A 26243-nucleotide genomic window follows, 5' to 3' on the forward strand; every position below is an offset into this window, starting at 1 on the left:
GTATGTGACCCGAGTAACCGAGTGCAGCCAACACCGCCACTCTACAAAATATAACGTGCATAATGCTCTAAATAGTTCGTGTTGTGGCTAGGCGGCAAACAAGAATATCTCGGGGAGCATACACAAGTATGTGACCCGAGTAACCGAGTGCAGCCAACACCGCCACAGCACGAAATATGACGAGCATTAGATAACTTATTCGTCTTCGAGATAAGTATACCCATACAACCCGTTCTCGAACTCTGCCACAAAATCTTTCTGTAGCTGCTCACTCAGCCCCGTCCCTTTAACTTGCTCAGTAAAGCTTTCTAATAACACTTCAGGAACCAGTTTAACGTATTGCAGCATATCAGCCACGGAGTCGCCTTCTTCACTTTGTAAGTAACGCACATTACCTTGGCTATCAACCCATACATCTATCGCAGCGGTATCACCGAATAAATTATGCATGTTGCCTAAAATTTCCTGATACGCCCCAATCATAAAGAAACCAATCATTGGTGGGTTTTCTGGGTCATAAGCAGGCATTGGCATGGTGGTTTCAACCCCATCACCATCGACATAATGATCAATAATACCGTCAGAATCACATGTTATGTCTAACAATACAGCACGGCGGTCTAATGGTTTATCTAGCCCCTCAATCGGCAATACAGGGAAAACTTGGTCAATACCCCATGAGTCTGGTAATGACTGGAATAAGGAGAAATTAACATAGAACTTATCTGCCATACGTTCTTGAAGTTCATCGATTATTGGACGATGAGCACGGTTACTCGGGTCCAAATCTTGTTGAATACGGCGGCAAATATTAAGATACAACTCTTCAGCCCATGCACGTTGAGTTAAATCTAAAACACCATGTGCGTATTGGGTATGCGCTTCTTGTAAGTCAAACTGACTATCATGTAACCATTCACGCAACGAGCGACTATTCCCTTGATGTTGCATCGATTCCCATGTGTCCCACAATGAAATAAGTGAGCGCGGGGCATCTTCATTTGGTGGTGATGTCTTAGTAAATTCGTTGCGCTCTACACCAATCACATTGGAAACTAAAACGGTATGATGCGCCGTTAACGCACGGCCAGATTCAGTGATAACCGTTGGGTGTGGTAACCCAAACTCTTCACAAGCATCACCAATAGCCCAAATCACGTTGTTAGCGTATTCATTTAAACCATAGTTAACTGAGCAATCAGATTGGGAGCGAGTCCCCTCATAGTCAACACCTAGACCACCGCCCACATCAAAACATTGAATATTGACGCCTATACGATGTAGTTCCACATAAAAACGCGCGGATTCACGAACACCCGTGGCAATATCACGAATATTTGCCATCTGAGAACCCAGATGAAAATGAAGCAGTTGCAAGCTGTCTAAACGACCTGCATTACGCAGGATTTCGACTAACTGTAATACTTGAGTCGCAGCCAAACCAAATTTGGATTTTTCACCACCACTAGCTTGCCATTTACCAGACCCTTGCGAAGCAAGACGGGCACGTACCCCTAAGCGTGGAGTGACATCAAGGCTTTTAGCTTCTGCGAGTACCATCTCAATTTCGGACATTTTTTCGATCACCAGATAAACTTTGTGACCTAATTTTTCCCCAATCAGAGCTAAGCGAATGTATTCACGGTCTTTATAACCGTTACAAACAATCACTGTCTGTGTTTTGCCTGCATTGGCTAAAACAGCCATTAACTCTGCTTTAGAGCCCGCTTCTAGCCCTAATGGTTCCCCCGAATTGACTAAAGATTCAATCACACGGCGTTGTTGGTTGACTTTGATAGGATAAACAAGGAAATAATCCCCCTTGTAGCCATAAGATTCACGAGCACGTCTAAACGCCGCATTTATTGAGCGAAGGCGATGCTGTAGAATTTGTGGGAAGCAAAACAAAGCAGGTAAACGTAAATGCTGTTGTTCTTCTTTGACCTCGTTTACAAGGTCAGCTAAATCAACAAAGGTGTCAGGGTTTTCAGGATTAGGGCAAACACAGACATTTCCGCGCTCATTCACCTGATAGTAACCACCACCCCAATACGCAATATTGTAAGTCTGGCGCATTTTGCGAGCGATATTATCATTCATAACAAACTCCTAATATGGAGGGGTGAGTGACGCGTTCTCCTTCCGATGCATGTAATTACGACATGGCACGACAAGACAGTTATGTCGGGGAAACGGCAATACTCAGATTTTAATAAAAAGTGCTTAGAACATCTAAACAGTGACAATATACGACCTTAAGCTGACAAATTAATGACTCAGCCTCAAAGGTGTATTAGAGATGTGACGGTAACTTCGTGATGAAGTAAAGAATGACAGGAAAGTAAACGCCAATGTCACGCGGCGATCCGCAAATGACGGTTGGATACTGTTATTCAGTAGATTATGGTTCATTCCCCATTAACCCCCAATATAACTGTTTAACCCTTTAAAATTTCAATGTTGTAGCACTATTTTGGCAGGTTGACCTGTTGATTTAAGCTATATCACCTTGTTTTTTATTGAAATTCAAAAGTTTATAAACATTCCTGATAGATAGCAGGGATTTTATTTTACCTGCTGGTATATAACGGGAAATAACAACCATCCGTTACGGTCGCTGTTTATACATCTATTACGCTCAAAAAGCAAAACCAAAATAACTAAATTGAGATAAAACTTTATGGGACGTTGTTTTGTGCTCTAGCCGTTTTTTGTATAAATAGAGGTAGAAATTTTTGCTGTATGAGACTAAAATAGACGTCTAGATGTTAAAACATCCAATTATAAATCTGCGAATTCTTAAGGTATTAATCTCATGGCTACACATCTCTTTACTTCTGAGTCTGTATCAGAAGGGCATCCAGATAAAATTGCTGATCAAATCTCTGATGCAGTACTTGATGCTATTCTAGAACAAGACCCGAAAGCTCGCGTTGCCTGCGAAACCTACGTCAAAACAGGTATGGTGATGGTTGGGGGAGAAATCACCACCAGTGCTTGGGTTGATATTGAAGAAATCACACGCAAAACGGTTCGCGAAATCGGTTATACCAGCTCCGAAATGGGCTTTGATGCCAATTCATGTGCGGTCTTAAGTGCCATTGGTAAACAATCACCTGATATCAATCAAGGTGTTGATCGTATCGACCCATCAGAACAAGGTGCAGGTGACCAAGGTCTTATGTTTGGTTATGCCACTAATGAAACTGATGTATTAATGCCAGCGCCAATTACTTATGCACATCGCTTAGTTCAACGCCAAGCAGATGTACGTAAAAATGGCACCTTACCTTGGTTACGTCCAGATGCAAAAAGTCAGGTTACCTTTCAATATGACAACAATAAAATTGTCGGTATTGATGCGGTGGTTTTATCCACTCAGCATTCTGAAGAAATTCAACAAAAAGACCTGCATGAAGCCGTAATGGAAGAAATCATTAAACCTGTTCTTCCTGCTGAATGGTTAAGTTCTGCAACTAAATATTTTATTAACCCAACAGGTCGCTTTGTCATTGGGGGCCCAATGGGTGACTGTGGTTTGACTGGCCGTAAAATCATCGTTGATACATACGGTGGTATGGCTCGTCATGGTGGTGGTGCTTTTTCTGGTAAAGACCCTTCTAAAGTCGACCGCTCCGCGGCTTATGCTGCACGCTATGTTGCAAAAAATATTGTGGCTGCAGGGCTTGCAGACCGCTGCGAGATCCAAGTTTCTTATGCTATTGGTGTCGCTGAGCCAACCTCTATTATGGTCGAAACATTTGGTACGGCTAAAGTAGATGAATCGTTATTAATTAAATTAGTACGTGAATTCTTTGACTTACGCCCTTACGGTTTAATTAATATGCTTGACCTTCTACACCCAATTTATCAGCAAACTGCATCATATGGCCATTTTGGTCGTTCGCAATTCCCTTGGGAAAAAACGGATAAAGCTGAATTATTGCGCAGTGCCGCTGGCTTATAATTTATTTAGTTAATACCGTAAAGTAAAAAACCCATCTGCTAATGATGGGTTTTTATTGTCGATAATATCGTCATATAAATGGCTTAATTTTTTTGTGTAAATTGGAAAATTGCCATTCCTGCTATCATAGCTAACGTAAATATAACCCCTTGAGTAACCCCCATTCCTGTTAATAGCAAGGCAGGTCCTGGGCAAATACCTGCAAGCCCCCATCCAACACCAAATAACACGCTGCCCGTAATCAGCTTTTTATCAATTATTTGGTTAGTTGGTATTTGTAATGGACAACTCAGGATACTTACTCGTTTTCTTTTGATAAAAACATAGGAAACCCCACTAATCACCATTGCCACTGCCATTGTGACAAGTAAGGACGGGTCCCAATTCCCCGTAATATCAAGAAAGGATAGAATTTTAGCCGGGTTTCCCATCCCCGCTATCACCAAACCTAAACCAAATAATATTCCTGATATCAGTGCAATTATAATTGGCATTCACTTATCCCCTTAGCCCGTACTGGTTAGCAAGCGCTACGGTTACAAAAGCCACAAGCATAAAAATAATTACGGCAACAATGGAGCGACGAGAAAACCTCGACATACCGCAAATGCCATGGCCACTGGTACATCCCCCCCCTAAACGCGTGCCAAAGCCAACAAATAGACCTGCTAGAATTAAAACTGGTACGCTAGCCGTAATATTTACTTCTGGCGTATAAGCAAACCAAGTGAATAACAACGGGGCAATCATCAATCCAATGATAAAAGCCGCCTTCCATGCCGTATCACCTTTTATCGGTCTTAGTAAACCACCTAAAATGCCGCTAATCCCTGCTATTCGTCCGTTAAAAACTAATAAAATTGCCGCTGCCAACCCAATCAGCACGCCCCCTATCGCAGCGGATATCGGGGTAAAATTAGCCCAATCAATCACCATGTTAGTTCTCCTTTGCCGGGCAATAAAGTTGATATAACGTATTAAGTAGCGTGAATAGTTTTTCATCTGCTATTGCATAGTAAATACGTTTACCCTCACGACGAGTTGTCACTAAGCCTTCATTTCGTAACACAGTCAGTTGTTGTGATAAGGTGGGCTGTTGGATACCCAGTTGTTCCTCTAATTCACTGACGCAAGCTTCCCCCTGTGTTAATTGGCAAAGTAGGATTAAGCGATCAGGATTCCCCAGTGTTTTTAATAATGATGCAGTTTGTGTTGCTGCTTGCTTCATCGCAAAAAGCAATTCTTCTGGTGTATTATTCATATAGTCACGTTAGTTATCTTTATTATGTATTATTATAATATATATTTTTATATAATAATCGTCAAATTTTACTTGTTTGCCTTGCTCACCTTCACGTATCCTTAACTTATGAAAACGATTAGAGTCCCTATTTTTTTACAACAACGAGTCATGAGCACCCTACGGGAAAAGCTCGCGTTGGCGGAACAAAAACTTGAACAAGCTTTTCCAGAACCCAAACTCAATTACAAACAACGCGGCACAACAGCTGGTAGTGCTTACTTAAAAGAATGGGAAATTCGTATTAATCCAATATTACTAATTGAAAATACACATCTTTTCATCGATGAGGTTGTTCCTCATGAACTGGCTCACTTATTGGTTTTTAAGGTGTTCGGTCGACAGGGAATTGCGCCCCATGGCAAAGAATGGAAATGGATGATGCAACATGTGCTAGAAGTGGATGCAAACCGTACTCATCGTTTTTCAGTCGCAACAGTAAAAAGTAAAACCTTTAATTATACCTGTGCCTGTAAAACAACCCATGAATTAACAATACGTCGTCATAACAAAGTGATGAGAGGTGAAAACCAATATTTGTGTCGTCGATGTGGGGAAATTTTAAAACCGAAGGAAGTTAGTGCCGCTACGGCAGAAAATTAACCTTCTGCCGTAGCAAATTCAACATGTCTCTTAAGCAAACTCCGTCATCACTAATTTGGCAATTTCGAAGTAGATAATCAAACCTGTGCCGTCAATAAAAGTCGCAATAAACGGTGCCGATACGACTGCTGGGTCTACTTTTAGTTTCTTTAATACCATTGGTATAATTGAAGAAACAATCGCACTCCACATAGTGATAGCGACAATTGTTAAGCTTACAACAATCGTTACTTCGTGACCAACGCCTAAGATCCAAGCACGAATTAAAGCAGCCCCACCAATAGTGACAGCAACTAAAAATGAAGTAGAAACCTCTTTTTTCAGCACTGCACCAAGGTTACGTAAGCTAACTTCTCCCAACGCCATTGCACGAACTAGCGTTGACGTAATTTGAGTACCGCTGTTGCCACCAGTACCAATCAATAATGGGATAAAGAACGCAAGTGAAATTGCTGCTTCAAGTTGTTCTTCAAATGCTTTTAATACTGTCCCTGTATAGGCTTCAGCGACAAATAACATTAACAACCAAACTACACGTTTACGCCACAGTGTTACTGGACTAGTCGTTAAATAAGGCTCATCAAGCGGTGTCGTTGCGCCTTGTAACTGCGCATCAAGTGTATTCTCATCTTCAATCAGTTCTGCGATATCTTGCGGACGCAAAACACCCATTAATTTGCCAAATTGCACAACAGGGATCATATCTAGACCACTATGGTTAATCAGGTCATAGACATCATGACGAGATTGTTCTGGTGCAACCGAAAAATAATTGTGCCGCATAATATCAGACACTAATAAATCTTCTGGAGAAGCTAACAATGATTTAACTGAAAGAATTCCATTTAAATAATTGTCGCTATCAACAACAAATAAATAAGTCGGAATTTGTTCGCCATCAAGGTGTTCAATAAGGTTTTGTTTTACACAGGCGATTGAATCTGCGACAGAAACTGGTAGATATGATTGGCTCATATATGCACTAACAGTTGCGTCATCAATTTTAGGCTGCTGTGTATTGTGGTTTTTAAGGCGCGTGCCTTTCATCGCGGATTGAGCAATTGCAACTGCTCCCGCTTTGTTTTGAGAAGTGAATGTCATTTTTTTAGTCCCTATTACTGTTGGTTACTCAAACAGTACTCAAATAGGGGCGAAACCAGATGAGAGAATGCAAAAGCTATCTCTTCGTCTCGGTTTTAGCACTATACAACGTATCCTGTATTGAGCAGGAAGTTACATGGGGATATACCTTCGGTCGATATATCCTGTCCTAATCTTGGGCGTCTCTCGACGTCGTCAGATCAGTAACCTATGTTTGTATAGGAGCCTCGCCTAACGAGATACTGCACTTTGGATGCGGCGCGAATTATACCCATTGATAAATTAATTACTAGTCTCTATCTACGTTTTTTTACGCATAGTAAACTTATTGTTTAGGGTTTGTTTAAGTTTATATTTAATATAAATTCATCAAGTAACAATTTGTAAAAAACAATAAATTATAATGTTTTTGTTATAAAAACATTATAATAAAACAGTAACCACATCAATAATAACCAAGAAAACAAAAATAACATTAAAGATATAATTTAATAAAATTAATTAAATTCACCCTTATTCCTTGCCTTACAGCATAAATATCAAAACCCATGACTCCAAGCATTATTAAATAAACCACTCACTCTTTATTGGTGTATCATAAATTACTAACACTAATTATTTGAGTGGTTTTTAAAACCAACAACAATCAAATTTAAAAATTAATTAGTAAGAAAATACACTTAAAGCGCTATTTAATTCGAATATATTAACAAAAAATGAATTATTAATTCTTAATAATAATTTTTAGATGTCAATTCAGAATTAAATATCACTAGAATTATCTTAGAATATTTTTTAATTTATTTAACAGTGAAAGTTTTATTATGGATAAAGTAATTGTAGGTATGTTAACAAATTTAACATACAGAGTGAATGATGAAATAAAAATCGCAGCAATTTCAGCATTAGGCGATTTTAAAGCAACAATTGAATATCATGATGCCATCATACGCATCATAGATTTATGCCAAGACCCAAATAAAGAAGTCGCAGTTTCAGCAATTAATACATTGAGTAAATTGTCTGTTTATTTCATACATAGTCCAAAAATAGAACACTAAAAACCCTTATTATGCGTACGTTAAATTTATATTATTTCGTATTGTGTAGCACTGCCCCATTATTTTTATAATGAGACAGCCTAACGACGTTAAATAACCTTACTCGATTTCAGTGTCGCCTTGTAATTGGCAGCTGCAGGCTAAAACATAACCTTCGGCAATCTCTGCTTCAGTCAATGTCATCGTACTGGATGTGGTGTAATTTCCTGATAATACCTTTGTTTTACAACTACCACAGACACCTGCACGGCACGCCGCGATAACCGGCTGTTTATTTTGTTCTAATGCAGACAATAAAGAGGTACCAACTGGTACTTTAAAATTCACTAAACGCTGACGAATTTTTAATGTCAGAACATCTTCGCTATCAATAGCCTCTGGTTCGGTAGAAAAGCGCTCCATAAAGAATTGCTCAGCAGGGACGCCTAAATTTGCAGCAAATTGCTGCGCATTTTTCATATATGGAACTGGGCCACATGTCATTACGATACGTGAATGAATATCGGGTACTAGTACTTTTAGTTTTTCTTCGGTTAAACGACCCTGTGCAACCTCCCCATTATCTGGAGTTTCAGCCATTACACACAGCTGTAGCCTATCTGGATATAATTGGGTTAATTGTTGCCATTCTTGTGCAAAAATGACTTGTTGGTTATCGCGAACATTGAATAATACTTTGACGTTTGCCTCAGGACGATTTGCCATTAGCCAACGAGTCATAGACATAATCGGCGTCACGCCACAACCTGCCGCCAGCATTAAATATTGTTGGTTTTCTACATTAGCGCAAGTGAATTCCCCTTGAGCGGCTGAAAGCCAAAGGTAATCACCCTCTTTAACAGAACGTGTGAGCCAATTTGACCCCATACCATCTGCTAATCGCCTGACTGTAATCGAAATAAAACGACTTTGCCCTGGTGATGATGAAAGAGTATAAGCACGCATGACCTCATCACTATTTTTAATACTAACCAAAGCATATTGCCCTGGTGAATACATATAGAAATCGTGATTAATAAGATTGATAGTCCAAACATCCGCTGTTTCTTGAATAATAGAATGAATTTGCATCCTATTTGGACATAAACTGCTTGGCATTGTCATTGCTTCACTCCTTTATAGGGGGTCACAGCCCCCTTCTCTCATATCGGTATTTTAAACGGGTTCAGTCGTCTTACTAATTATGCAGGTAAAATTTCAGCGAGATCTTGCTCTACCGTGGTGATGCTACGCATACCAAACTTCTCATTTAACACATTTAATAAGTTTTCGGTTAAGAAACCTGGGGCTGTTGGACCGGTATAAATATTTTTCACACCTAGCGCCAATAGTGTTAATAGAATAACAATCGCTTTTTGTTCAAACCAAGATAGAATCAAGCTTAGTGGTAAGTCATTGATACCACACCCAAGTTTCTCTGACAGATTGACCGCCAGCATGATTGCGGAATAAGCATCATTGCACTGACCAACATCCAATAAACGTGGTAAACCTTCTAATGTACCGAAGTCCAATTTATTAAAACGATACTTACCACACGCTAATGTTAGGATCAGGCAGTCCTCAGGTACGCTACGTGCAAAATCAGTGTAGTAACTTCTTTCACCACGGCTACCATCACAACCCCCTACTAAGAAGACATGACGCAGTTTTTTCTGTGCGACTAAATCAATCACCGCATCAGCAGCGCCTAATAAAGTTTGGCGTCCAAAACCAACCGTGATTTTGTGTTCAATTTCGGTATATGGGAACCCTGCTAGTGATTGTGCTTGCGCTATCATGTCAGAAAAATCATCACCAACTAAGTGTTTAGCTCCCGGCCAGCCGACAATGCTGCGCGTCCAAATTCTGTCTTTATATTGCCCAACATCAGGGTCAATAATACAGTTTGATGTCATCAAAACAGGCCCAGGGAATTTAGCAAATTCAACTTGCTGGTTTTGCCACCCACTGCCATAGTTACCGACGAGATGAGCATATTTTTTCAGTTCTGGATAACCATGTGCGGGTAACATTTCACCATGGGTATAAATATTGATCCCTGTACCTTCTGTTTGCTCGAGTAACATTTTCAGATCTTTTAAATCATGGCCTGAAATCAAGATACATTTACCTGCAACAGGGCGAACATTAACCTCAGTTGGCACTGGATGACCAAACTCACCGGTTTCACCCGCATCTAATATTTCCATGATTTTAAAATTCATCAAACCAATTGCCATTGAGTTATCAAGCAATTCATTCATGTCTGATGGCAACGTACCTAGCCAAGCCATAATGTTATGGTATTGGCCATAAACCTCATTATCGTATTGGCCTAGTACATGAGCATGTTCCATGTAGGCCGCAGCCCCTTTTAAGCCATAGAGGCATAACATGCGTAATCCATGGATATCTTCGCCTACTTCTGCCTTATCGATATCCAAAGAGAATTGTGCTGCTTGTGCCTGTAAGGTAGGAATATCGGTACCGGCTAACTGCAAGTGGATCAAGGGGTGATTAAATACCACAGCACTATTTACTGACTGGCAGTGTTTAATTAATTTATCACGTAAATAAATAGCTTCGCGTGCATAACCAATAATACGGTCTGAATCAAAATTGACGTTAGTTAATGTGGAGAAAAATGCGCGTGGAGCAAAACTATCAATATCATGATCGATAATACCGAGTTCACGAGCCGTAACTGCACTGGCCGATAAGCTTTGCAATACAGCAACTAATAAATCTTGTAGGTCAGAAGTTTCTGCTGTTTTACCGCACATACCCTGCGCGTATGCACAGCCATTACCAGCTGGAGTTCTAATTGTTTGTTCACATTGCACACAGTACATGTTATTCGCCTCTTAAAGTTGCATTTCAAATACAACATTAAGATTACGCTCTTTATTAGAATAAAAAAGTGGAATTGTTAGCTATCTAACCATTTATTGATCTACATTAATGTTTTGTATGAATGAGAACTATTATCAATACTGGAAGTATGATAAACCATCTGCTGCTGGCCTTAGTGTTTATTCATTATTTCAGAATGAATAAGCTGCCCTCATTTTATTTTTTGAAAAATAATCACTATTTATTCCAATATAATTTTCCTATGATAAGGTTTACTTTATCTCTTGCTATACTATGAATGTAAGTTATTGTTATGTAATCACAAAAAGAGAATCAAAAAAAGATGGCACAGGAAAAATTAACAAGTAAGTCCGTAATGAAATATCGTTTCGGTGTACTTAGACGGTTAAAAGAATCAGATAAGACTCCCATAAAGATCTTACTATTAGCCGCAATTATTGGCGCTGCCGTTGGGCTTATTGGCTCTCTATTTATGTTAGGCACCACTTGGATCAGTAACTACCGTACTCAATCTGTTGGCGACTTAGTCATAGATAAATGGTTAGTTATTCCGACTATGTTTGCTGTCTCAGCTATTCTTGCAATGATAGGTTATTATCTTGTTAAACGTTTTTCCCCTGAATCAGGGGGCTCTGGTATCCCCGAAATCGAAGGGGCTCTGCAAGATTTACGCCCTGTTAGATGGTGGAGAGTCATCCCCGTAAAATTTTTTGGTGGCTTAGGAACACTAGGCTCTGGGATGGTATTAGGGCGTGAAGGGCCAACAGTCCAATTAGGGGCTAATATTAGCCAGATGTTCTATGATATTTTTCGCTTAAAAGATAATGAATCTCGCCACACTTTATTAGCTGCGGGTGCAGCTGCTGGCTTATCAACTGCATTTAATGCGCCTCTTGCAGGGATATTATTTATTATTGAAGAGATGCGCCCTCAATTTAAGTACAGTTTAATCTCCATTAAAGCTGTATTCATAGGTGCAGTTACAGCCACTATTGTTTTTAGACTAATTAATGGGGAAGCCGCCTTATTAAATATCGGGCAATTTTCCTCAGCCCCCATGAACACACTTTGGCTCTATTTAGTTTTAGGGCTGTTATTTGGTATTGTAGGGATCTGCTTCAACCGTTTTTTATTATTTTTACAGGATAAATTTCTCGCCTTTTATCAAAATAAAATCTCTCGTTTCGTCTTAATGGGAGGGCTGATTGGTGGGGCTTTTGGTGCTATTGGTGTTTATACCCCTGAAATTGTTGGCGGTGGTTACTCGGTGATCCACCAAATGGTTGCAGGACAATTTACGATTACCTTAATATTCCTCTTTTTTGCATTACGCTTTTTAACCTCAACAATTAGTTTTAGCTCAGGCGCACCTGGAGGGATTTTTTCTCCCTTACTCGCTCTGGGAACGTTATTTGGTGGTGTTTTTGGCTATGCTGTACTCGAACTATTTCCCCATTACCAAATAGAAGTGGGGACTTTTGCCATCGCAGGCATGGGGGCTTTATTTGCTGCAACGGTAAGGGCCCCTTTAACGGGTATCGTATTAGTTTTAGAAATGACGAATAATTATCAACTTATCTTGCCTATGATTATTACTTGTATCGGTGCCACTATGATGGCCCAGTTTTTAGGTGGCAGGCCCCTTTACTCCGTTATATTAGAAAAAACACTTGAGCGTAGTGCAAAAGAAGAGTCAGCAGCGAAAGCGACCATCCCCCCTTCTGCTTAACGTTAGCCATAAAAAAACGGGTTGTTGAAACAACCCGTTTTTTATCAATCAGATAGTTTTATCTTTTTTTTGCAATTAGCGTTGCGAAATTAAGCTTAATTCGGTTTCCTTGTGCATCCGTGCGATGCAGATGACCTGGGTTTTCATTATATTTTAAAATTTCCCAGTCTTGATAATAATGTTTTAATTCGCCTGGCTTCAAGAAACATTTAAAAGGAACTAAATCTAATGGAGCATCTGGCGTTTCAACAGCACAGACAATCACATTAATACCACCTGATAACGTATGCTGTTGCATGTTCGCTACCACATCCGCAATCTTTTCACGCTGCAAAAACATCAGTACCACAGTAGAAATAATTAATTGATAATCATCTTGAATTTGGTGGCTATTAATATCGTAAATAGCAGTATGAATATTATCTATACCTGCTTGTTTTTTCACAAAATCAATCGCTTGAATATGTTGCGGATTGATATCGACGGAAGTAACGTCATAACCTTGTAATGCAAGGTAAAAACTGTTCCTTCCACGACCAGAGCCTAAATCCAACGTTTTACAAGGGGCTGATAATTTATTTTCACATAAATACCGAACTTCTGAATGGGGGATCGTTAAACCATACTGCTTATAAAATTTAATTTCTGGTTGGCACAAAAAGGCGAGTTGGCATTCCATATCATCACTACAATTGGAAATACGATGCCAAATTTGTGGTTCGATTATTGGCGGCTGGTTATGAACATCAAAGGTGAAGTGCTGTTCGCTGCCATCTTCATTAAAAATGATAAAATCAAGAGAGCCTTTCAATACCTTTAACTGGGCGTATGTATCCTCTTTTGTATTATGGCGCTCTTGAAACATGAGCGGTAAAGAGGTTTTATTCCAGACCGGCATGGTCTTGTAGCACACAAGTTCATTCATATCATCACCAATAAGTTGCATTTTAAATACATCTTATACCGATAGCTTGAACACTGCAAAGCTTTCATTAATAAAACAATCAGGGTTTTGATACAAATCAACCGCCAGTCAGCACTAGCGGTTGCCCTATGATTCATTACCTAATAATAGATAATTAATAACCTAATTGCTTAGCACTTAACCCTAAGAATTCAAATGGTTTTGTTACCACATAACTGTTGGTCGCATCCCCTGAATAGATATTGCTTTGCTCTACTCCTAAGTCAAGCTTTTTGACTTTCCCTGTTTCAGCAGAAAAATCAATTTTCTTTAAATCGGTCCAAAAAATATTTGGCGTTAATGCGGACTCGAAAAAGTAAAGTTGACGCTTATGATCCACCAAAGTACGCCAACGAGTTGATGATATCTCTGGTGAGTTTTCTGATGTCAAACCATATGGTACAGACACATTGCGAACGACACTAAAAACACTCGCTACCGCTTTGTTAGCTGTTGTTTTTTGAGGGATGGCATTGATATAGAATTGGGCCCGGGCAAACCTGTCTGCTGAGCGGTTAGTTCCTGGTAACATCACTGTACCACCAATCCCTTGCCAATATTCCTGCATTGCTAATTGCTTTTCATAAATTGGTGAGTTAGTCATCACTTGATATTTTCGATTGTGATGAATAACTTGCTTACCATCAATATATTCAATAATAGCGCTATCGCCACTAGCATCTGATAAAGATAAATGTAAGGTCGCCAAACGATCTTGCCCTGGCACATTATCAGTAGCGACGACTAGCGGATTTTTTTCTAAATCAGCAACCGCTTCTTCGACCGTTGCATAGTTATCTAAAACATACTGTGCCCACAATGAAATAGACAATGCAGGTTGTTTATCGTCCACTTGAGGGTATTTTGATTCCGCTAGCCACAAGAGATTTGCCACTAAGCCTTTTTCATTGACCCCATCAGTCGTCGAAATATCATAACCTGAAGCGATCACGCTACCGTATTTTGACTTCCATTGTAGAGAATTTGGCCCAGCAACCCCATTACGCTCCATTCCCCGAGGGAAAACCCAAAGATTGGTACCAATATCGTATTTCCAATCCATTGTTCTACCAGTCATGATTTGCTCGTTGTCACCCAAGTAAAGTACCCGAGTACATGCTTGGCTCACCATAATAGGCATTGATATTGCTGCGATTGTCGCTAGTGCTACGATGCTTTTTTTAACAAACTGCATGCCATCTCCAAAATAATCAAATTAACGTACTATAAGCATAGTATACAGATGGATATTATTTAGTCTTACTAGATAAAAAATAAAATGAGATATGGATATAGTAAGAAATACAATAAATGATAAACGTTAATGGCACTTCTTTGTATCAGTGCCATTTTTTACAGCGAAAAAACTAGTTATTTACTGAAGAAAACAAAGAACGTAATAATGCTGCTTTTTGTTTGTTATCTGGGATAGCTAATATTTCATCATAGAAGCTAATCGAAATACGACAAGCTAATGCAGGCGATTTTTTACCCGCTTGTAAATTGCCAAGAATTGCTGTGTCTGCACCATATTTTGTAGAAAGTTCGCTGGCTAGTTTAGTCAACATCTCAGTATATTCAGCAGGTGACATTAAAGCTTGCTTCGTACCCGCTTCACTCGAAATTAACAGTTCATTCGTTGCTTGAATTTGCTTTAATAATACTACTTGGCTTTTTTGGGGTGGGATAATTTCCGCCGTCTCTCTTAAATGTGGGAAAAGAGAATAAAAACATGTTTGCCCTGTTGGGTCTTCTTCTAATAAGATTTTAAGATAATCATTCACTTTACTGGTGAAATTAATAACAGAATCATCAGAGGCGTATTCCATACGCTCCAGCACTAGTTTCATTACGCTGCCAACAACCTGATCAAATAATTGACGACGCAGGTCTTCATTCGTCGGGTCATATTGTGTAATAAGGTGCTCAAAACTTTGGTAGGTCTCAGGGCTTATTTTCTTTACTGTGGCAATTATCGGCAATTCTTTTTCAACTTGAGCAAGTGCTTCTGAATGAATAGCACTATTATTTTCAGTTGATAACACGTCATTATCTTTACTTAACCAATAAAAACCGAGCGCAAATGCAATAAAAATAATGCATACAATTAATGCGGTTTTACGTGAGTTATTTGTTTTCAAAATTGCCCTGCCTTTTCTCTATAAAACGGATCACCACAAATGCCGTCAAATTTGCCTATATCACCTAAACAATGAGATATATTGCCATACACCAAATAATAGTGTTCAAGACGATAACGTCCTATGCCTACTATTTTAGCTTGCATCGAAGCTGTCTAGCTATAGGAATAAAGGAAATTGCGAAATAAAGATAAGAGGGATTTAGTACAGAAAATAATTTAGTTATTCATAAAATAAAAAACCTCCGGAGCTTAGCAGCCCGAAGGTTTTGAATAATAAAACTTATTTAGTTTGAACGCCTTCAACAGAAATCAGCAGTTGTGCTTCTTGAGATTTAGGCCCTAAATCAGATTTAATATTAAATTCTTTCAATTTAATATTACCTTGGGCTTCAAAACCTGCGCGATATCCACCCCATGGGTCTTTACCTTCACCCATCAGTTTTGCATCTAAGGTAATTGGTTTTGTCACACCATTTAAAGTAAAATCACCTGTAATTTTATAAGTTTCACCGTCTTTTTTCACTTCTGTTGAAACGAATTTCGCTTCAGGGAATTTAGCTGCATTTAAAAAGTCTGCGCTGCGTAAATGCTTATCACGCTCTGCATGGTTAGTATCAATGCTTCCCGTTTTAATCGTGACTTCTACTTTATCTTTTGATGGGTCTTTTGCATCATAAGTGAAATTGCCATCAAAATCTTTAAAACTACCATATACCCAGCTATATCCTAAATGCTGAATACGGAATTCAATAAACGCATGTTGGCCTTGCTTATCAAATTGATATGTTTCTGCTAATGCAGAACCTGCGGTTAAAAATAAAGCACCAGTAGCCAGACCAAGAACCGTTTTCTTCAACATAATTATCTCCACGTTACTTATCGGGATTAAAACCCAACATTCTTTTTAATGTAATATCACGATCAAAAAAGTGATGTTTAAAAGCAGCAAAAGCATGTAAAACTGACAATAAAACTACAGCCCAAGCTAAATATAAGTGAATTTCACCTGCGGTATCCGCTTGTGTTGCAGCGCCAGTAAATATTGCGGGTACTTCAAACCAGCCAAATACACTAATAGGCTGTCCATCAGCAGTCGAAATTAAATAACCGCTAATCAAAATACTGAATAAAATAATATAAATCAGCACCTGTGCAATCAAAGAGCTTGCTCTCGTTAATTTGCTATAACTTGCTAATGGTTTCGGTGGGGGAGAAATAAATCGCCAAATCACACGAAATGCCATAACAATAAATAATAATATTCCTATACTCTTATGTATCTCAGGAGCTTGGTGGTACCAACTGTCATAATATCCCAGTGTCACCATCCATAAACCTAAAGCAAACATTCCATATACGACTATTGCGACCAACCAATGCACGAGCAACGAGATATGCCCATAACGGGTTGCACTATTTTTCCATTGCATGATAAAAAACCATTTAGAGGTGAAGGTGATATCGTATTAACTAAGCCGTAATAATCATAAGGTGAAACTAATATTATTCCTATCCCTAAGTCAAACAAATAATTTGTTGTAGATATTCAAATACAATCAACATAATTAAAAATAGTTTACTATTTTGTTTTGTCTATATTTAATAGTAAAAGTTGAATAAAGATTCTTCCAGTTTTGTAAACAGTCGTAACTGGATAATTATATTTCCATTTTGGTTAATTTCAATTTGTTCTACCTTATAGCAAATAGATATAACCTTTTCTCATAAAAATAAAATTTGTCGGTCAGGCATTTTCCTTTTACATTGGTATTCTCCATTTTTACATTTTTAATTAACTAGCAGGTTAGACTCTATGTATAAACTTTGGATAGCGAATAAAAATTACTCTTCGTGGTCTTTACGTCCTTGGGTTTTATTAAAAGTATTGCAAATCCCGTTTGAAGAAAATCTGTGTTTTTTTGAAAATGGTAAAAGTAGCCATAACAAATTTAGTCGTTTCTCCCCAACGGGCTTAGTACCTTGTTTAGTTGATGACAAACTCACTGTTTGGGATTCTCTCGCTATTTGTGAATACATCGCTGAAACGCACCCTCAAGTATGGCCAAAAGATAACAAAGCAAGAGCTTGGGCTCGCAGCGCTAGTGCAGAAATGCATTCTGGGTTTACTTATCTACGCCAACAATGCCCAATGAATGTTGCGCTCAAAGCAACTACAGCGACGATTTCTTCCGAATTACAAACGGACCTAAACCGCCTTCAGCAATTATGGCAAGATGGGTTGAATCAATTCGGCGGGCCATGGCTTGCGGGCAATGAGTTTAGCGTTGTTGATGCTTTCTTCGCACCTGTAGCCTTTCGCATCCGTAGCTATCAGTTACCAATAAGCCCAGCAGCACAACATTGGGTAGCCCGCGTTTTAGATTTACCGGCAATGAAAGAATGGCACGAAGCAAGTCTACATGAACCGAATATCGACCACTAACCGATAAGATAGGGGCGCTTAGTTGTATTGCCCCCTAATTTATTGATTAGGAAAAAATCACCTGCACGAACATCAAAATTAAATATTAACCAATCTGATTAATATTCAAGCCATTACCCCTATTTTATAAATAAAAGATTACAATCTTTCATCCCAAGGGTTAGCAGTCATTACATCGCCTGTAGGAGTATGTAATGTAACTTGGTCGTTTTTAAACCATTCCGCTAACGAAAAGCCCCCTTTTGGGGTTTCAATGTGAATATCAATTGGGCAATACGGGGTATTTGCTTTAATGGCGAATTCGGCAAAATCTTCTTTTTGTTGAGGAGTTGAACAACGAATAACTACATCAAGGTCGCAGTCAGATAACATACTTTGAATATCGGTTGCCAAGGTATAGGCACAACTCCCCGTGACGCCCCACTGCCAAGGCCATTTATCCTGTGAGATTATCCATAACACCTGAACAGGTGGTAACGCGATAAACATAGAGCGTTGTAATTCAACTGAATTTGCTACCAAAGACTCTACATTCATAATATGGGTTATCGCTGATTTCTCAATTTGAGTCGTGACGCGTTGATGTGGTTTAATTCCCCGAATTGCGACCGTCAATTTATTATTGTCCGCTTTATCTCTATAAACGGTCAGTGGCAGCTTACTATTCCACTGTGAGGCAACCCATTCAGGAAGCGATTCTACCGCAACATCATTATCATTGCCGACCCAAACAAAATCATGCGGATTAATTATTTGCATTTTATTACCTTTATGATTGCTATGAATGCTCCTTCTATTATGCCTTTTTTACTGCATAAAAACAGAATTTACCTTTTAACCATGAATATCGTGCCATTAATTAACAATCTAGCCAGATATTGTTTTCTATCCTTGAAACATCAATGAGATTGCTATCTAATTACCTTAATAATTAATAAGTTAAGCTTCTATTTATGAGCGTCGTATTATGAGAAACATCCCTGCTATTTACGATGGGTTCCTTTTTACCAGCTGCATGTTGTTTAGTGCAGTCGCGGCCTATCTGATTTTAGATGCGCAAGCAGCTATGTGGGCAGCATTTTCCACACTTTATTCTTTTAATCTGTTCAATGCTGCAAAAGAGTATAAAAATTATGCCTATACCGCTTTTTGGCTATTGATGATTTTAGTCGCCATATTTATAGGTGATACCCTGCGATTAAGCATGGCGTTTTATGTTTATCTCTTCGTGTTTTCTTTTATTTATTATCAGTTATATGGCACTGACCCTGTGATGGATTTAACCATGAAATTTATGATTATCATGTCAACCATAGGGACAATTTTACCTGATATTTCTAGAAGCTTAGCGTTGGGCTTTATTATTGGAAGCGGTGTTACTTTAGTAACTTACTATACCTTAAGCCACAAAATGACACGACATAGCATTATTACCGGTGCACTGGTTGAGAAAAATTTATTCACATTACATAAGAATATTATCCCGCGTTCCATGACTTATGCTGTGGGGCTTTTATTAACATTAGCCATTCCTAGAATGCTCGACCTAGGTCATTTTTATTGGACATTGCTCACATTTGTATTTGTTTTACACCCCAAAACTAAGGGTATCATTCATATTACAGGGCAACGCGTTTTAGGGAGCCTTATTTCCGTACTTTTACTGTACCTTTTATTTAACACCCCTCTGATGCCTTATATTGGCTTATTTGCAATGGTGGTGTTCGCATTTCTCATGCCTATGAGCTTTCATCATGGCTACACTTTCATGACTTTTGTCGTTACCAGTTTAATTTTATCCGTTCTTGAACAAGTCATTTATTGGCGACACCCTACCTATGAATTATTATTTGACCGAGTCTTAGAGACCGCCTTAGGAGGTGCTATCGCTATTATGACAAGTGTTATTTTAAAATTATTCAGGCAAGAAAAATAACTAAGGGGAATAAATCCTCAAAAAACAAGCATTGTTAAGTTTTGTCGAATCTCTAGGGTACTTCACGAAATAAAAACTAACTAGATTACGTAATGAATAAGTCTGTTCTATACTTTGATAAGGATAAAAAACACTCAAGTCAGTAATTTTGGGATCATTATTGATGCATTTCACATTCAAGTAACGCGAGGCTCAAAATGAAAATATCCATCATTGGCGCAACAGGGTTTGTGGGTAAGGCCATCGTAGCTGAGGCGTTACTCCGTCATCATCAAGTCACGGCTATTTCTCGTCACAGCAACCAATTGTCTCAACATGCGTATTTAATTACCGCATCTGGTGATATCACCGATGTTGCTTGGTTAACTTCTCGGCTCAAAGGGCAAGATGTCGTCATTAGTGCTTTTAATGGTGGCTGGCAAAACCCAAATTTATATCAAGATACCGTGGCAGGTAACCAAGCAATTTTACAAGCTGTACAAAAATCAATGGTAAAACGGTTTATCGTTGTCGGTGGTGCGGGGAGTTTAAAAACCTCTTCGGGTGTTGATTTAATTGATTCTCCTAATTTCCCAACTGAAATAAAACCTGGGGCTCAAGCCATGAGGGAACTCAAAAGCCACTTACAATCTATCGATTCTCTTGATTGGACCTATGTTTCCCCTGCTGCGGTACTTGAACCAGGAGAAAGAACCGAAACATTCCGTTTAGGTGGGAGCCAGTTACTCATGAATGGCCAACACCCCGCAAAGATTTCCGTTGAAGATCTCGCTGTCGCCATCCTTGATGAAGCTGAACATGCACAATTTATTCGCCAACAGTTTACCGTTGCATATTAAATTAAATAAAAAAGCCGGTAACTATATACTTACCGGCAAAATTGATAACAGATTTGGTGTTTACTTAACTTAATTCACGTATAACTTTCACTTACTTTTCACGATGTTTTGCTGCATAAATCTCACTATTAACCCAATTGTGGTCTTTTTCCCACGTAAATAACCATTTACGTGTTGGGCCAGCCATCACATTAAGGTAATAGTTGTCATAACCTGCCATTGTTGCCATTGGGTGATACCCTTTTGGCACCATAACCACATCTTTGTTATACACCGCCATACACTCGTCTAATTCACGATCATCTGTATAAACACGCTGCATACAAAAACCTTGAGATGGATTTAATCGGTGATAATAGGTTTCTTCCAAATACGTTTCATTTGGCTCGTTATCAGTATCATGCTTGTGGCTTGGATAGGAACTAGTACAGCCTTCATCCGTATAAACTTCCACCACTAACAAGCTATCTGCCGCTTTATCATCGGGTAAAATATTATGTACATAGCGTTTATTGTTGCCATAACCCCGTTGCTCTGCCCCAATATCATCAGGGCCAATTAAGCGAGTTGGGTAAGTGCCCTTTCCTTTTGCACTGCAAACTGCGAGTTCCAATGCTGTTTCAGCTTTAACTTCAGCAAACTCTTGGGCTGTGACATAAACTGCATATGGTTTTTTACGTTCAAAAGGGTCCATGCGGTCGCCAATATTATCAAATGTTTGATTTGGCGTTTTAATCGTCGCTTTACCTGCCACTAGCACTAAGCACATTTCATTTTCACAAGCGGGTAAAGAAATCGACTCACCTTGTTTTAATTCATAAACATCAAAGTGAACATATCCCCAGTTAGCGATTTTCGGAGTGATATGCTGAGTTCGCTTATGTGCATCTGGAGCATGATATTTCGACAGTAATTTTGACATAATTTTCCTCTGACACTTTAAGATTGCCTACTAACACCTGCAATCTGTTTTATTGACCTGTGGCCATCACTCAAAATACAGCCATCTAACTTTTTAATTCTTTTGAGCCTTTCGCTCTAAACACACTAAATAGTTCAGTTTGTGGCTAGGCGGCAAACAAGAGCAACGCAGGGAGCATACATAAGTATGTGACCTGTGTGGTCGAGTGCAGCCAACAACGCCACAGACTGAAATATGACGACGATTTAGATTAGCCCGGCTTCTTTGGCTAACCTATGTAAATTGTTATAGCCCAGTGTCGCGTAAGTCAACGGGTGGGCAATCGCTGGGTCTTGCTCCGCTTCTACCACTAACCAACCATTTTCGTATTGGCTATTTTTTAATACTTTAAAGACTTCTGGGTAGTTAACACAGCCATCACCGGGTACTGTAAACACCCCAGCTAACACTGCATCTAAGAAACTTGTTTTGCGGTTTTTAACATCTTTTAATACATCTGCACGCACATCTTTGCAATGCACATGATTAATTCGTTTTGCCCAACGTTTAGCGACTTCTACTGGGTCCGCACCTGCAAATGTTAAGTGCCCTGTATCCAGTAATAAGCCTACTTCATCACCGGTATGTTTCATCAAGTTATCAACATCTTCTGCTGACTCGATAACCGTCCCCATATGGTGGTGATAGGCGATTTTAACCCCTTGAGATAAGGTATATTTCGCAAACTCAGTCAGCTTCCTGCCGTATTCTTCCCATTGGTCATTTGGAAATAGTGGTCGCATATGAACGGGTTTATTTTGATCGCCATGAATACAGTGAGTCACTTCGGCAAATACCATCACTTTCGCGCCTAAATCACGCAGTAATGCTAAGTGACCTTGTACCGCTTCAATTTCCTCTTCCACGCTGCGAGTCAACAATTCACCCGAATACCAGCCTGAAACCAGTTGTAAATCATGCTGTTTTAAAATTGGCCCTAAGATTTCCGCTTTACGTGGAAACTTATTTCCTAACTCAAAACCAGCAAACCCTGCTTGACGACCTTCAGTTAAACATGTTTCTAGAGACGTTTCTGCCCCTAAAGTGGGTAAATCATCATTGGTCCATGTCAAAGGGTTAATACCAAGTTGGATTGCCATGATGAAGCTCCTGTGTAGGTAAGAGTAATATTATTTACGCTGACGCCATAAGGCGATCAGATTTAAGTAATTGCTTTTTATTTTCTGAACCAGCTCGTCGTCATTGATTTCACCTTTCATCCACTCATAAGAAGGCTTACCAAATAAAGTACGACCAACGGCAAATCCTTTTACGATTGACTTCCCAGCAGCGGCATTAAAGCCCGCTTGTAATTCTGCTTGTGGCGCATCAAGCCCTAGTAATACAACACCACGACAATAAGGGTCACGCTCTTGGACCAATGCATCAACCTCATCCCAATTTTCTGCCTGTAGCGGTGGTAATTTCCACCAGTCTGGCTTGATGCCTAAGTTATAAAAACGTTTAATGGCTCGTAAATACAACTCATCATTACGCTCCATATCAGCTGGTAATATTACTTCCAGTAATAATTCATGGCCTGATTGGCAGCATGCGCTATACACCTCTTGAACGGTTTTCTCTTGCTCTAAACGCAGCGGATGATTATCTTCAGGGTGGAAAAATACTAAGCATTTCACGATATGCTCTTTCGGCCAGCTAATCAGCTGCGAACCAATATTGCCATGCTCTAAACATAGTGGTCTGGACGCTGGTAGCTCAATGGGTCGCCCTATCCACCAACCACGCCCTGTCACATCATTCAAAACATCCTGACCAAAAGTGCTATCACACAATAAACCTGCTTTACCCTGTAAGTTTGCCTCTTCAGCTACTTCACGGCTGGCACGGAAAATCAATTTTTTCAAATAAGGGATACATGAAATATCTGCACCTGCATTACGTGCCATATCGACAAATTGGATCCGATGGTCAAACGCCATTACACATAATTCATCCCACTGAGTGCTACGTGATGTCACTCGGTGCAAGTGATTAAGCATCGGGTCGAGATCAGGACGTGGTACAGCCGCAGCGCGCTCAAGGTAGTTATCCAGTTCAACTTTCGTTGGCATCGCGGGCGCACAACCGTGGCGCGAAACAACTAATGCCCCACATGCGTTAGCAAAAGCGCAGGCTTTTTCCCAACCATCTCCATTCAAATAACCGCGTAATAGACCAGACATGAAGGCATCACCTGCACCTAATACATTAAGGACTTCCACCCTCACGCCATGTACTGTAATCCCTTCGTCTAAGGTCTCTGGGATCTCACCACTGAACACTGAACACCCTAAAGAACCGCGTTTACACACTAGTTCAGCATTTGTTAATTGACGAATATTTTTAAGGGCTTGAACAGTATCCGTTGTCCCACCGGCAATATGAAACTCTTCTTCGGTTCCGACAATCAAATCAAAAAGTGACAACACGTCTTGTAATTGCTGAGTTACGCTTTGAGAAGCAATAAAACGCGTTTCACCATCACCTAGGGAAGTTAGCCCCCATAAGACTGGGCGATAATCTATATCAATGGCAGTTTTTACATCATTACGTTTGGCATATTCCAATGCTTTTAGCACAGCGGCACGGGTTTTAGGGTTAGATAAATGCGTCCCTGTAATTGCCAGACAACGAGAGGATGCAATATATTCTTCCGTAAAATCGTCTGGACTAATTGCCATATCAGCACAATTATCACGATAGAAAATCAATGGAAAAGTGTCTTGATCTTTGATCCCTAATATTACCAATGCCGTTAATCTATCTTTATCAGTAATAAGATGACTGGTATCGCACCCTACACGCTTTAATTCCTCACGTAAAAAACGGCCCATATGCTCATCACCAACACGGGCAAGCATTGATGACCTTAATCCTTGTATCGCAGTTCCAAATGCCACATTCCCCGAAGAGCCACCTAAATATTTGGCAAATGTACTCATATCTTCTAAACGAGAACCTATCTGTTGTCCGTACAGGTCAACGGCAATACGGCCCATACAGATAACATCTAACTTCTTCTGCTTATCCATTAATCACCCCTTAACTACAACAGAATTAATTGATTTCTTTGACTTTAACCCAGCGCTGTTCTTCATATGAGCGCGCAATTGCATCTAAAATTCGCGATACTTTCCAGCCTTCTTCAAAATCAGGCCACATGGGTGTGCCTGTGGCTACCCCATTAATGAGATCGCGCACTTCTACGGTTTTTTGATCGTTAAAGCCAATACCATGGCCTGCACCACCACAAAACGGTGCATAATCTGGATGTTCAGGCCCAACTAAGATTGTTTTAAAACCTTGACGGTTACTTGGGTCGTCGTGACGATATAGTTTTAGTTCAGCCATTCTTTCTTGTGTGAAGGTTAATGTCCCTTTAGTACCCGTCACCACATAGGTCAGCCCCATTTTACGTCCAGCTGCAATGCGTGAAGTTTCGATAACCCCCATCGCTCCGCTTGAAAAACGTACCATCGCATGTGCTTGGTCTTCATTTTCAACAGGCACCATCACAGATGAGCCTTCTTTCTCTGGGCGTTGTTTAATAACAATTTCCATGTCGCCACAAACGGTTTCAATATCGCCAACTAAAAATTGTGCCATATTGATAATGTGTGCAGATAAGTCACCCAGCGCCCCTAAACCCGCTTTTTCTTTGAAACAATGCCAATGAATGGGGGCATTGGGATCTGCCATATAATCTTCATTATGGGTACCATAAAAATGGATAACCTCACCAATCTCACCATTAGCAATAATTTCTTTTGCGAGTTGTGATGTTGGGTTTTTCATGTAATTAAAACCCACCAAGGTTAAAACACCGGCTTTATTTGCCGCTTCTACCATTTTTTTTGCATCATCAGAGTTAAGCGCTAATGGCTTTTCACAATAAACATGTTTGCCATGTTTAATTGCTTCCATTGCCATTTCTTTATGCAGAAAATTAGGGGAACAAATATCCACCACATCAATATTTGGGTCAGCCACGAGTTTGCGCCAATCATTGGTTGAACGATTGAATCCCATTTCTTGAGCCCGAGCTTGAGCTAGCTCTGGTGTAATCTCGGCAATCATTTCGCGAACCAATTTTCCTTGTAGTGGAAAAACAGTAGGTGCCTGTGCATAAGCAATGGCATGAGCTCGCCCAATATAGCCAGTACCAATCATACCGATACGGATTTCCTTCATTTGTTCTTCCCCTCGCTCATTTTTAGTGGCGCACTGGCTAACCCAATGCGGGTCTGATTTATTCAGAAGTTGATAATAATGTTATACGGAATATTCATTTCATTTTCAATGAAATTAAGAACATTAGTTTCATTGTGTGATCTAGC

The 26243-nt window shown here is 39.6% G+C and carries 24 protein-coding genes and 1 riboswitch; of the genes, 7 read left to right on the plus strand and 17 right to left on the minus strand.

What is annotated here, in order from left to right; all coding sequences use genetic code 11:
• Window positions 1-195: 195 nt before the first annotated feature.
• Entirely contained in the window at window positions 196-2100 is a 1905-nt protein-coding gene (gene speA, locus ACIPUA_RS14005) for a biosynthetic arginine decarboxylase (protein WP_048607955.1), read from the minus strand.
• Between the two features lie 715 nt (window positions 2101-2815).
• On the opposite strand from speA, the gene metK reads away from it, so the two are divergent.
• Entirely contained in the window at window positions 2816-3967 is a 1152-nt protein-coding gene (metK, locus tag ACIPUA_RS14010) for a methionine adenosyltransferase (RefSeq protein ID WP_042845152.1), read from the plus strand.
• Window positions 3968-4050: 83 nt separating this feature from the next.
• On the opposite strand, the gene ACIPUA_RS14015 is transcribed toward metK, so the two are convergent.
• Genes ACIPUA_RS14015 through ACIPUA_RS14025 form a run of 3 tightly spaced genes read right to left on the minus strand, consistent with a single transcriptional unit; the run spans window position 4051 to window position 5228 of the window.
• Entirely contained in the window at window positions 4051-4461 is a 411-nt protein-coding gene (locus ACIPUA_RS14015; protein WP_042845154.1) for a DUF6691 family protein, read from the minus strand.
• 4 nt (window positions 4462-4465) lie between these two features.
• Entirely contained in the window at window positions 4466-4903 is a 438-nt protein-coding gene (locus tag ACIPUA_RS14020; RefSeq protein ID WP_042845155.1) for a YeeE/YedE family protein, read from the minus strand.
• Window position 4904: 1 nt separating this feature from the next.
• Entirely contained in the window at window positions 4905-5228 is a 324-nt protein-coding gene (locus ACIPUA_RS14025; RefSeq protein ID WP_042845157.1) for an ArsR/SmtB family transcription factor, read from the minus strand.
• Window positions 5229-5336: 108 nt separating this feature from the next.
• On the opposite strand from ACIPUA_RS14025, the gene ACIPUA_RS14030 reads away from it, so the two are divergent.
• Window positions 5337-5870 (plus strand): SprT family zinc-dependent metalloprotease, encoded by a 534-nt coding sequence (locus ACIPUA_RS14030; protein WP_042845158.1) that lies wholly within the window; start codon window positions 5337-5339, stop codon window positions 5868-5870.
• A gap of 30 nt (window positions 5871-5900) precedes the next feature.
• Here the strand turns inward: ACIPUA_RS14030 and ACIPUA_RS14035 are convergent, their stop codons facing one another.
• Entirely contained in the window at window positions 5901-6971 is a 1071-nt protein-coding gene (locus ACIPUA_RS14035; RefSeq protein ID WP_042845160.1) for a magnesium transporter, read from the minus strand.
• A gap of 73 nt (window positions 6972-7044) precedes the next feature.
• Window positions 7045-7217, minus strand: a riboswitch (M-box (ykoK) riboswitch).
• Window positions 7218-7795: 578 nt separating this feature from the next.
• Here ACIPUA_RS14035 and ACIPUA_RS14040 point away from each other — a divergent pair.
• Window positions 7796-8032: a HEAT repeat domain-containing protein gene (locus ACIPUA_RS14040; RefSeq protein ID WP_042845162.1), complete on the plus strand. Its 237-nt coding sequence runs from the start codon at window positions 7796-7798 to the stop codon at window positions 8030-8032.
• 99 nt (window positions 8033-8131) lie between these two features.
• Here the strand turns inward: ACIPUA_RS14040 and hcr are convergent, their stop codons facing one another.
• Window positions 8132-9136 carry an NADH oxidoreductase gene (hcr, locus tag ACIPUA_RS14045; protein ID WP_042845164.1) on the minus strand — a complete coding sequence of 335 codons (1005 nt, stop codon included), beginning with the start codon at window positions 9134-9136 and terminating at the stop codon, window positions 8132-8134.
• A gap of 77 nt (window positions 9137-9213) precedes the next feature.
• Window positions 9214-10866 (minus strand): hydroxylamine reductase, encoded by a 1653-nt coding sequence (hcp, locus tag ACIPUA_RS14050; RefSeq protein ID WP_042845165.1) that lies wholly within the window; start codon window positions 10864-10866, stop codon window positions 9214-9216.
• 344 nt (window positions 10867-11210) lie between these two features.
• On the opposite strand from hcp, the gene clcA reads away from it, so the two are divergent.
• Window positions 11211-12617: a H(+)/Cl(-) exchange transporter ClcA gene (gene clcA, locus ACIPUA_RS14055; protein ID WP_048607958.1), complete on the plus strand. Its 1407-nt coding sequence runs from the start codon at window positions 11211-11213 to the stop codon at window positions 12615-12617.
• Window positions 12618-12675: 58 nt separating this feature from the next.
• On the opposite strand, the gene tehB is transcribed toward clcA, so the two are convergent.
• The 5 genes from tehB to ACIPUA_RS14080 all read right to left on the minus strand — a co-directional run bounded on the left by tehB (window position 12676) and on the right by ACIPUA_RS14080 (window position 17154).
• On the minus strand, window positions 12676-13563 hold the full coding sequence (tehB, locus tag ACIPUA_RS14060; RefSeq protein ID WP_042845168.1) for an SAM-dependent methyltransferase TehB: 888 nt from the start codon (window positions 13561-13563) through the stop codon (window positions 12676-12678).
• Window positions 13564-13696: 133 nt separating this feature from the next.
• Window positions 13697-14776: a linear amide C-N hydrolase gene (locus ACIPUA_RS14065; protein WP_048607959.1), complete on the minus strand. Its 1080-nt coding sequence runs from the start codon at window positions 14774-14776 to the stop codon at window positions 13697-13699.
• 172 nt (window positions 14777-14948) lie between these two features.
• Complete coding sequence (locus ACIPUA_RS14070) at window positions 14949-15722, minus strand: hypothetical protein (RefSeq protein ID WP_042845171.1); 774 nt, start codon at window positions 15720-15722, stop codon at window positions 14949-14951.
• 282 nt (window positions 15723-16004) lie between these two features.
• On the minus strand, window positions 16005-16583 hold the full coding sequence (locus ACIPUA_RS14075) for a YceI family protein (protein WP_042845172.1): 579 nt from the start codon (window positions 16581-16583) through the stop codon (window positions 16005-16007).
• A gap of 13 nt (window positions 16584-16596) precedes the next feature.
• Window positions 16597-17154: a cytochrome b gene (locus ACIPUA_RS14080; RefSeq protein ID WP_042845173.1), complete on the minus strand. Its 558-nt coding sequence runs from the start codon at window positions 17152-17154 to the stop codon at window positions 16597-16599.
• A 383-nt stretch (window positions 17155-17537) separates the two neighbouring features.
• Here ACIPUA_RS14080 and ACIPUA_RS14085 point away from each other — a divergent pair, with 383 nt between their 5' ends.
• A complete protein-coding gene (locus ACIPUA_RS14085) occupies window positions 17538-18167 on the plus strand; it encodes a glutathione S-transferase family protein (RefSeq protein WP_048607961.1) in 630 nt (209 codons plus the stop codon).
• Between the two features lie 138 nt (window positions 18168-18305).
• On the opposite strand, the gene ACIPUA_RS14090 is transcribed toward ACIPUA_RS14085, so the two are convergent.
• The gene (locus ACIPUA_RS14090; protein ID WP_042845176.1) at window positions 18306-18926 is read right to left on the minus strand and encodes a malonate decarboxylase holo-ACP synthase; all 621 of its coding nucleotides are present in this window, start codon (window positions 18924-18926) and stop codon (window positions 18306-18308) included.
• A gap of 208 nt (window positions 18927-19134) precedes the next feature.
• Here ACIPUA_RS14090 and ACIPUA_RS14095 point away from each other — a divergent pair, with 208 nt between their 5' ends.
• Together ACIPUA_RS14095 and ACIPUA_RS14100 are read left to right on the plus strand one after the other, a co-directional pair.
• Window positions 19135-20103: an FUSC family protein gene (locus tag ACIPUA_RS14095; RefSeq protein ID WP_042845178.1), complete on the plus strand. Its 969-nt coding sequence runs from the start codon at window positions 19135-19137 to the stop codon at window positions 20101-20103.
• A 197-nt stretch (window positions 20104-20300) separates the two neighbouring features.
• Window positions 20301-20942 carry an NAD(P)-dependent oxidoreductase gene (locus tag ACIPUA_RS14100; protein ID WP_048607963.1) on the plus strand — a complete coding sequence of 214 codons (642 nt, stop codon included), beginning with the start codon at window positions 20301-20303 and terminating at the stop codon, window positions 20940-20942.
• Between the two features lie 91 nt (window positions 20943-21033).
• Here the strand turns inward: ACIPUA_RS14100 and iolB are convergent, their stop codons facing one another.
• The 4 genes from iolB to ACIPUA_RS14120 form a co-directional block, all read right to left on the minus strand.
• The gene (iolB, locus tag ACIPUA_RS14105) at window positions 21034-21864 is read right to left on the minus strand and encodes a 5-deoxy-glucuronate isomerase (protein WP_042845181.1); all 831 of its coding nucleotides are present in this window, start codon (window positions 21862-21864) and stop codon (window positions 21034-21036) included.
• Between the two features lie 245 nt (window positions 21865-22109).
• The gene (gene iolE, locus ACIPUA_RS14110) at window positions 22110-23003 is read right to left on the minus strand and encodes a myo-inosose-2 dehydratase (protein ID WP_042845183.1); all 894 of its coding nucleotides are present in this window, start codon (window positions 23001-23003) and stop codon (window positions 22110-22112) included.
• A gap of 30 nt (window positions 23004-23033) precedes the next feature.
• On the minus strand, window positions 23034-24938 hold the full coding sequence (locus ACIPUA_RS14115; protein ID WP_042845185.1) for a bifunctional 5-dehydro-2-deoxygluconokinase/5-dehydro-2-deoxyphosphogluconate aldolase: 1905 nt from the start codon (window positions 24936-24938) through the stop codon (window positions 23034-23036).
• A 25-nt stretch (window positions 24939-24963) separates the two neighbouring features.
• Window positions 24964-26097: a Gfo/Idh/MocA family protein gene (locus ACIPUA_RS14120; protein WP_071548299.1), complete on the minus strand. Its 1134-nt coding sequence runs from the start codon at window positions 26095-26097 to the stop codon at window positions 24964-24966.
• Between the last annotated feature and the right edge of the window lie 146 nt (window positions 26098-26243).

It is taken from the genome of Providencia sp. AGC89 (assembly GCF_053543535.1).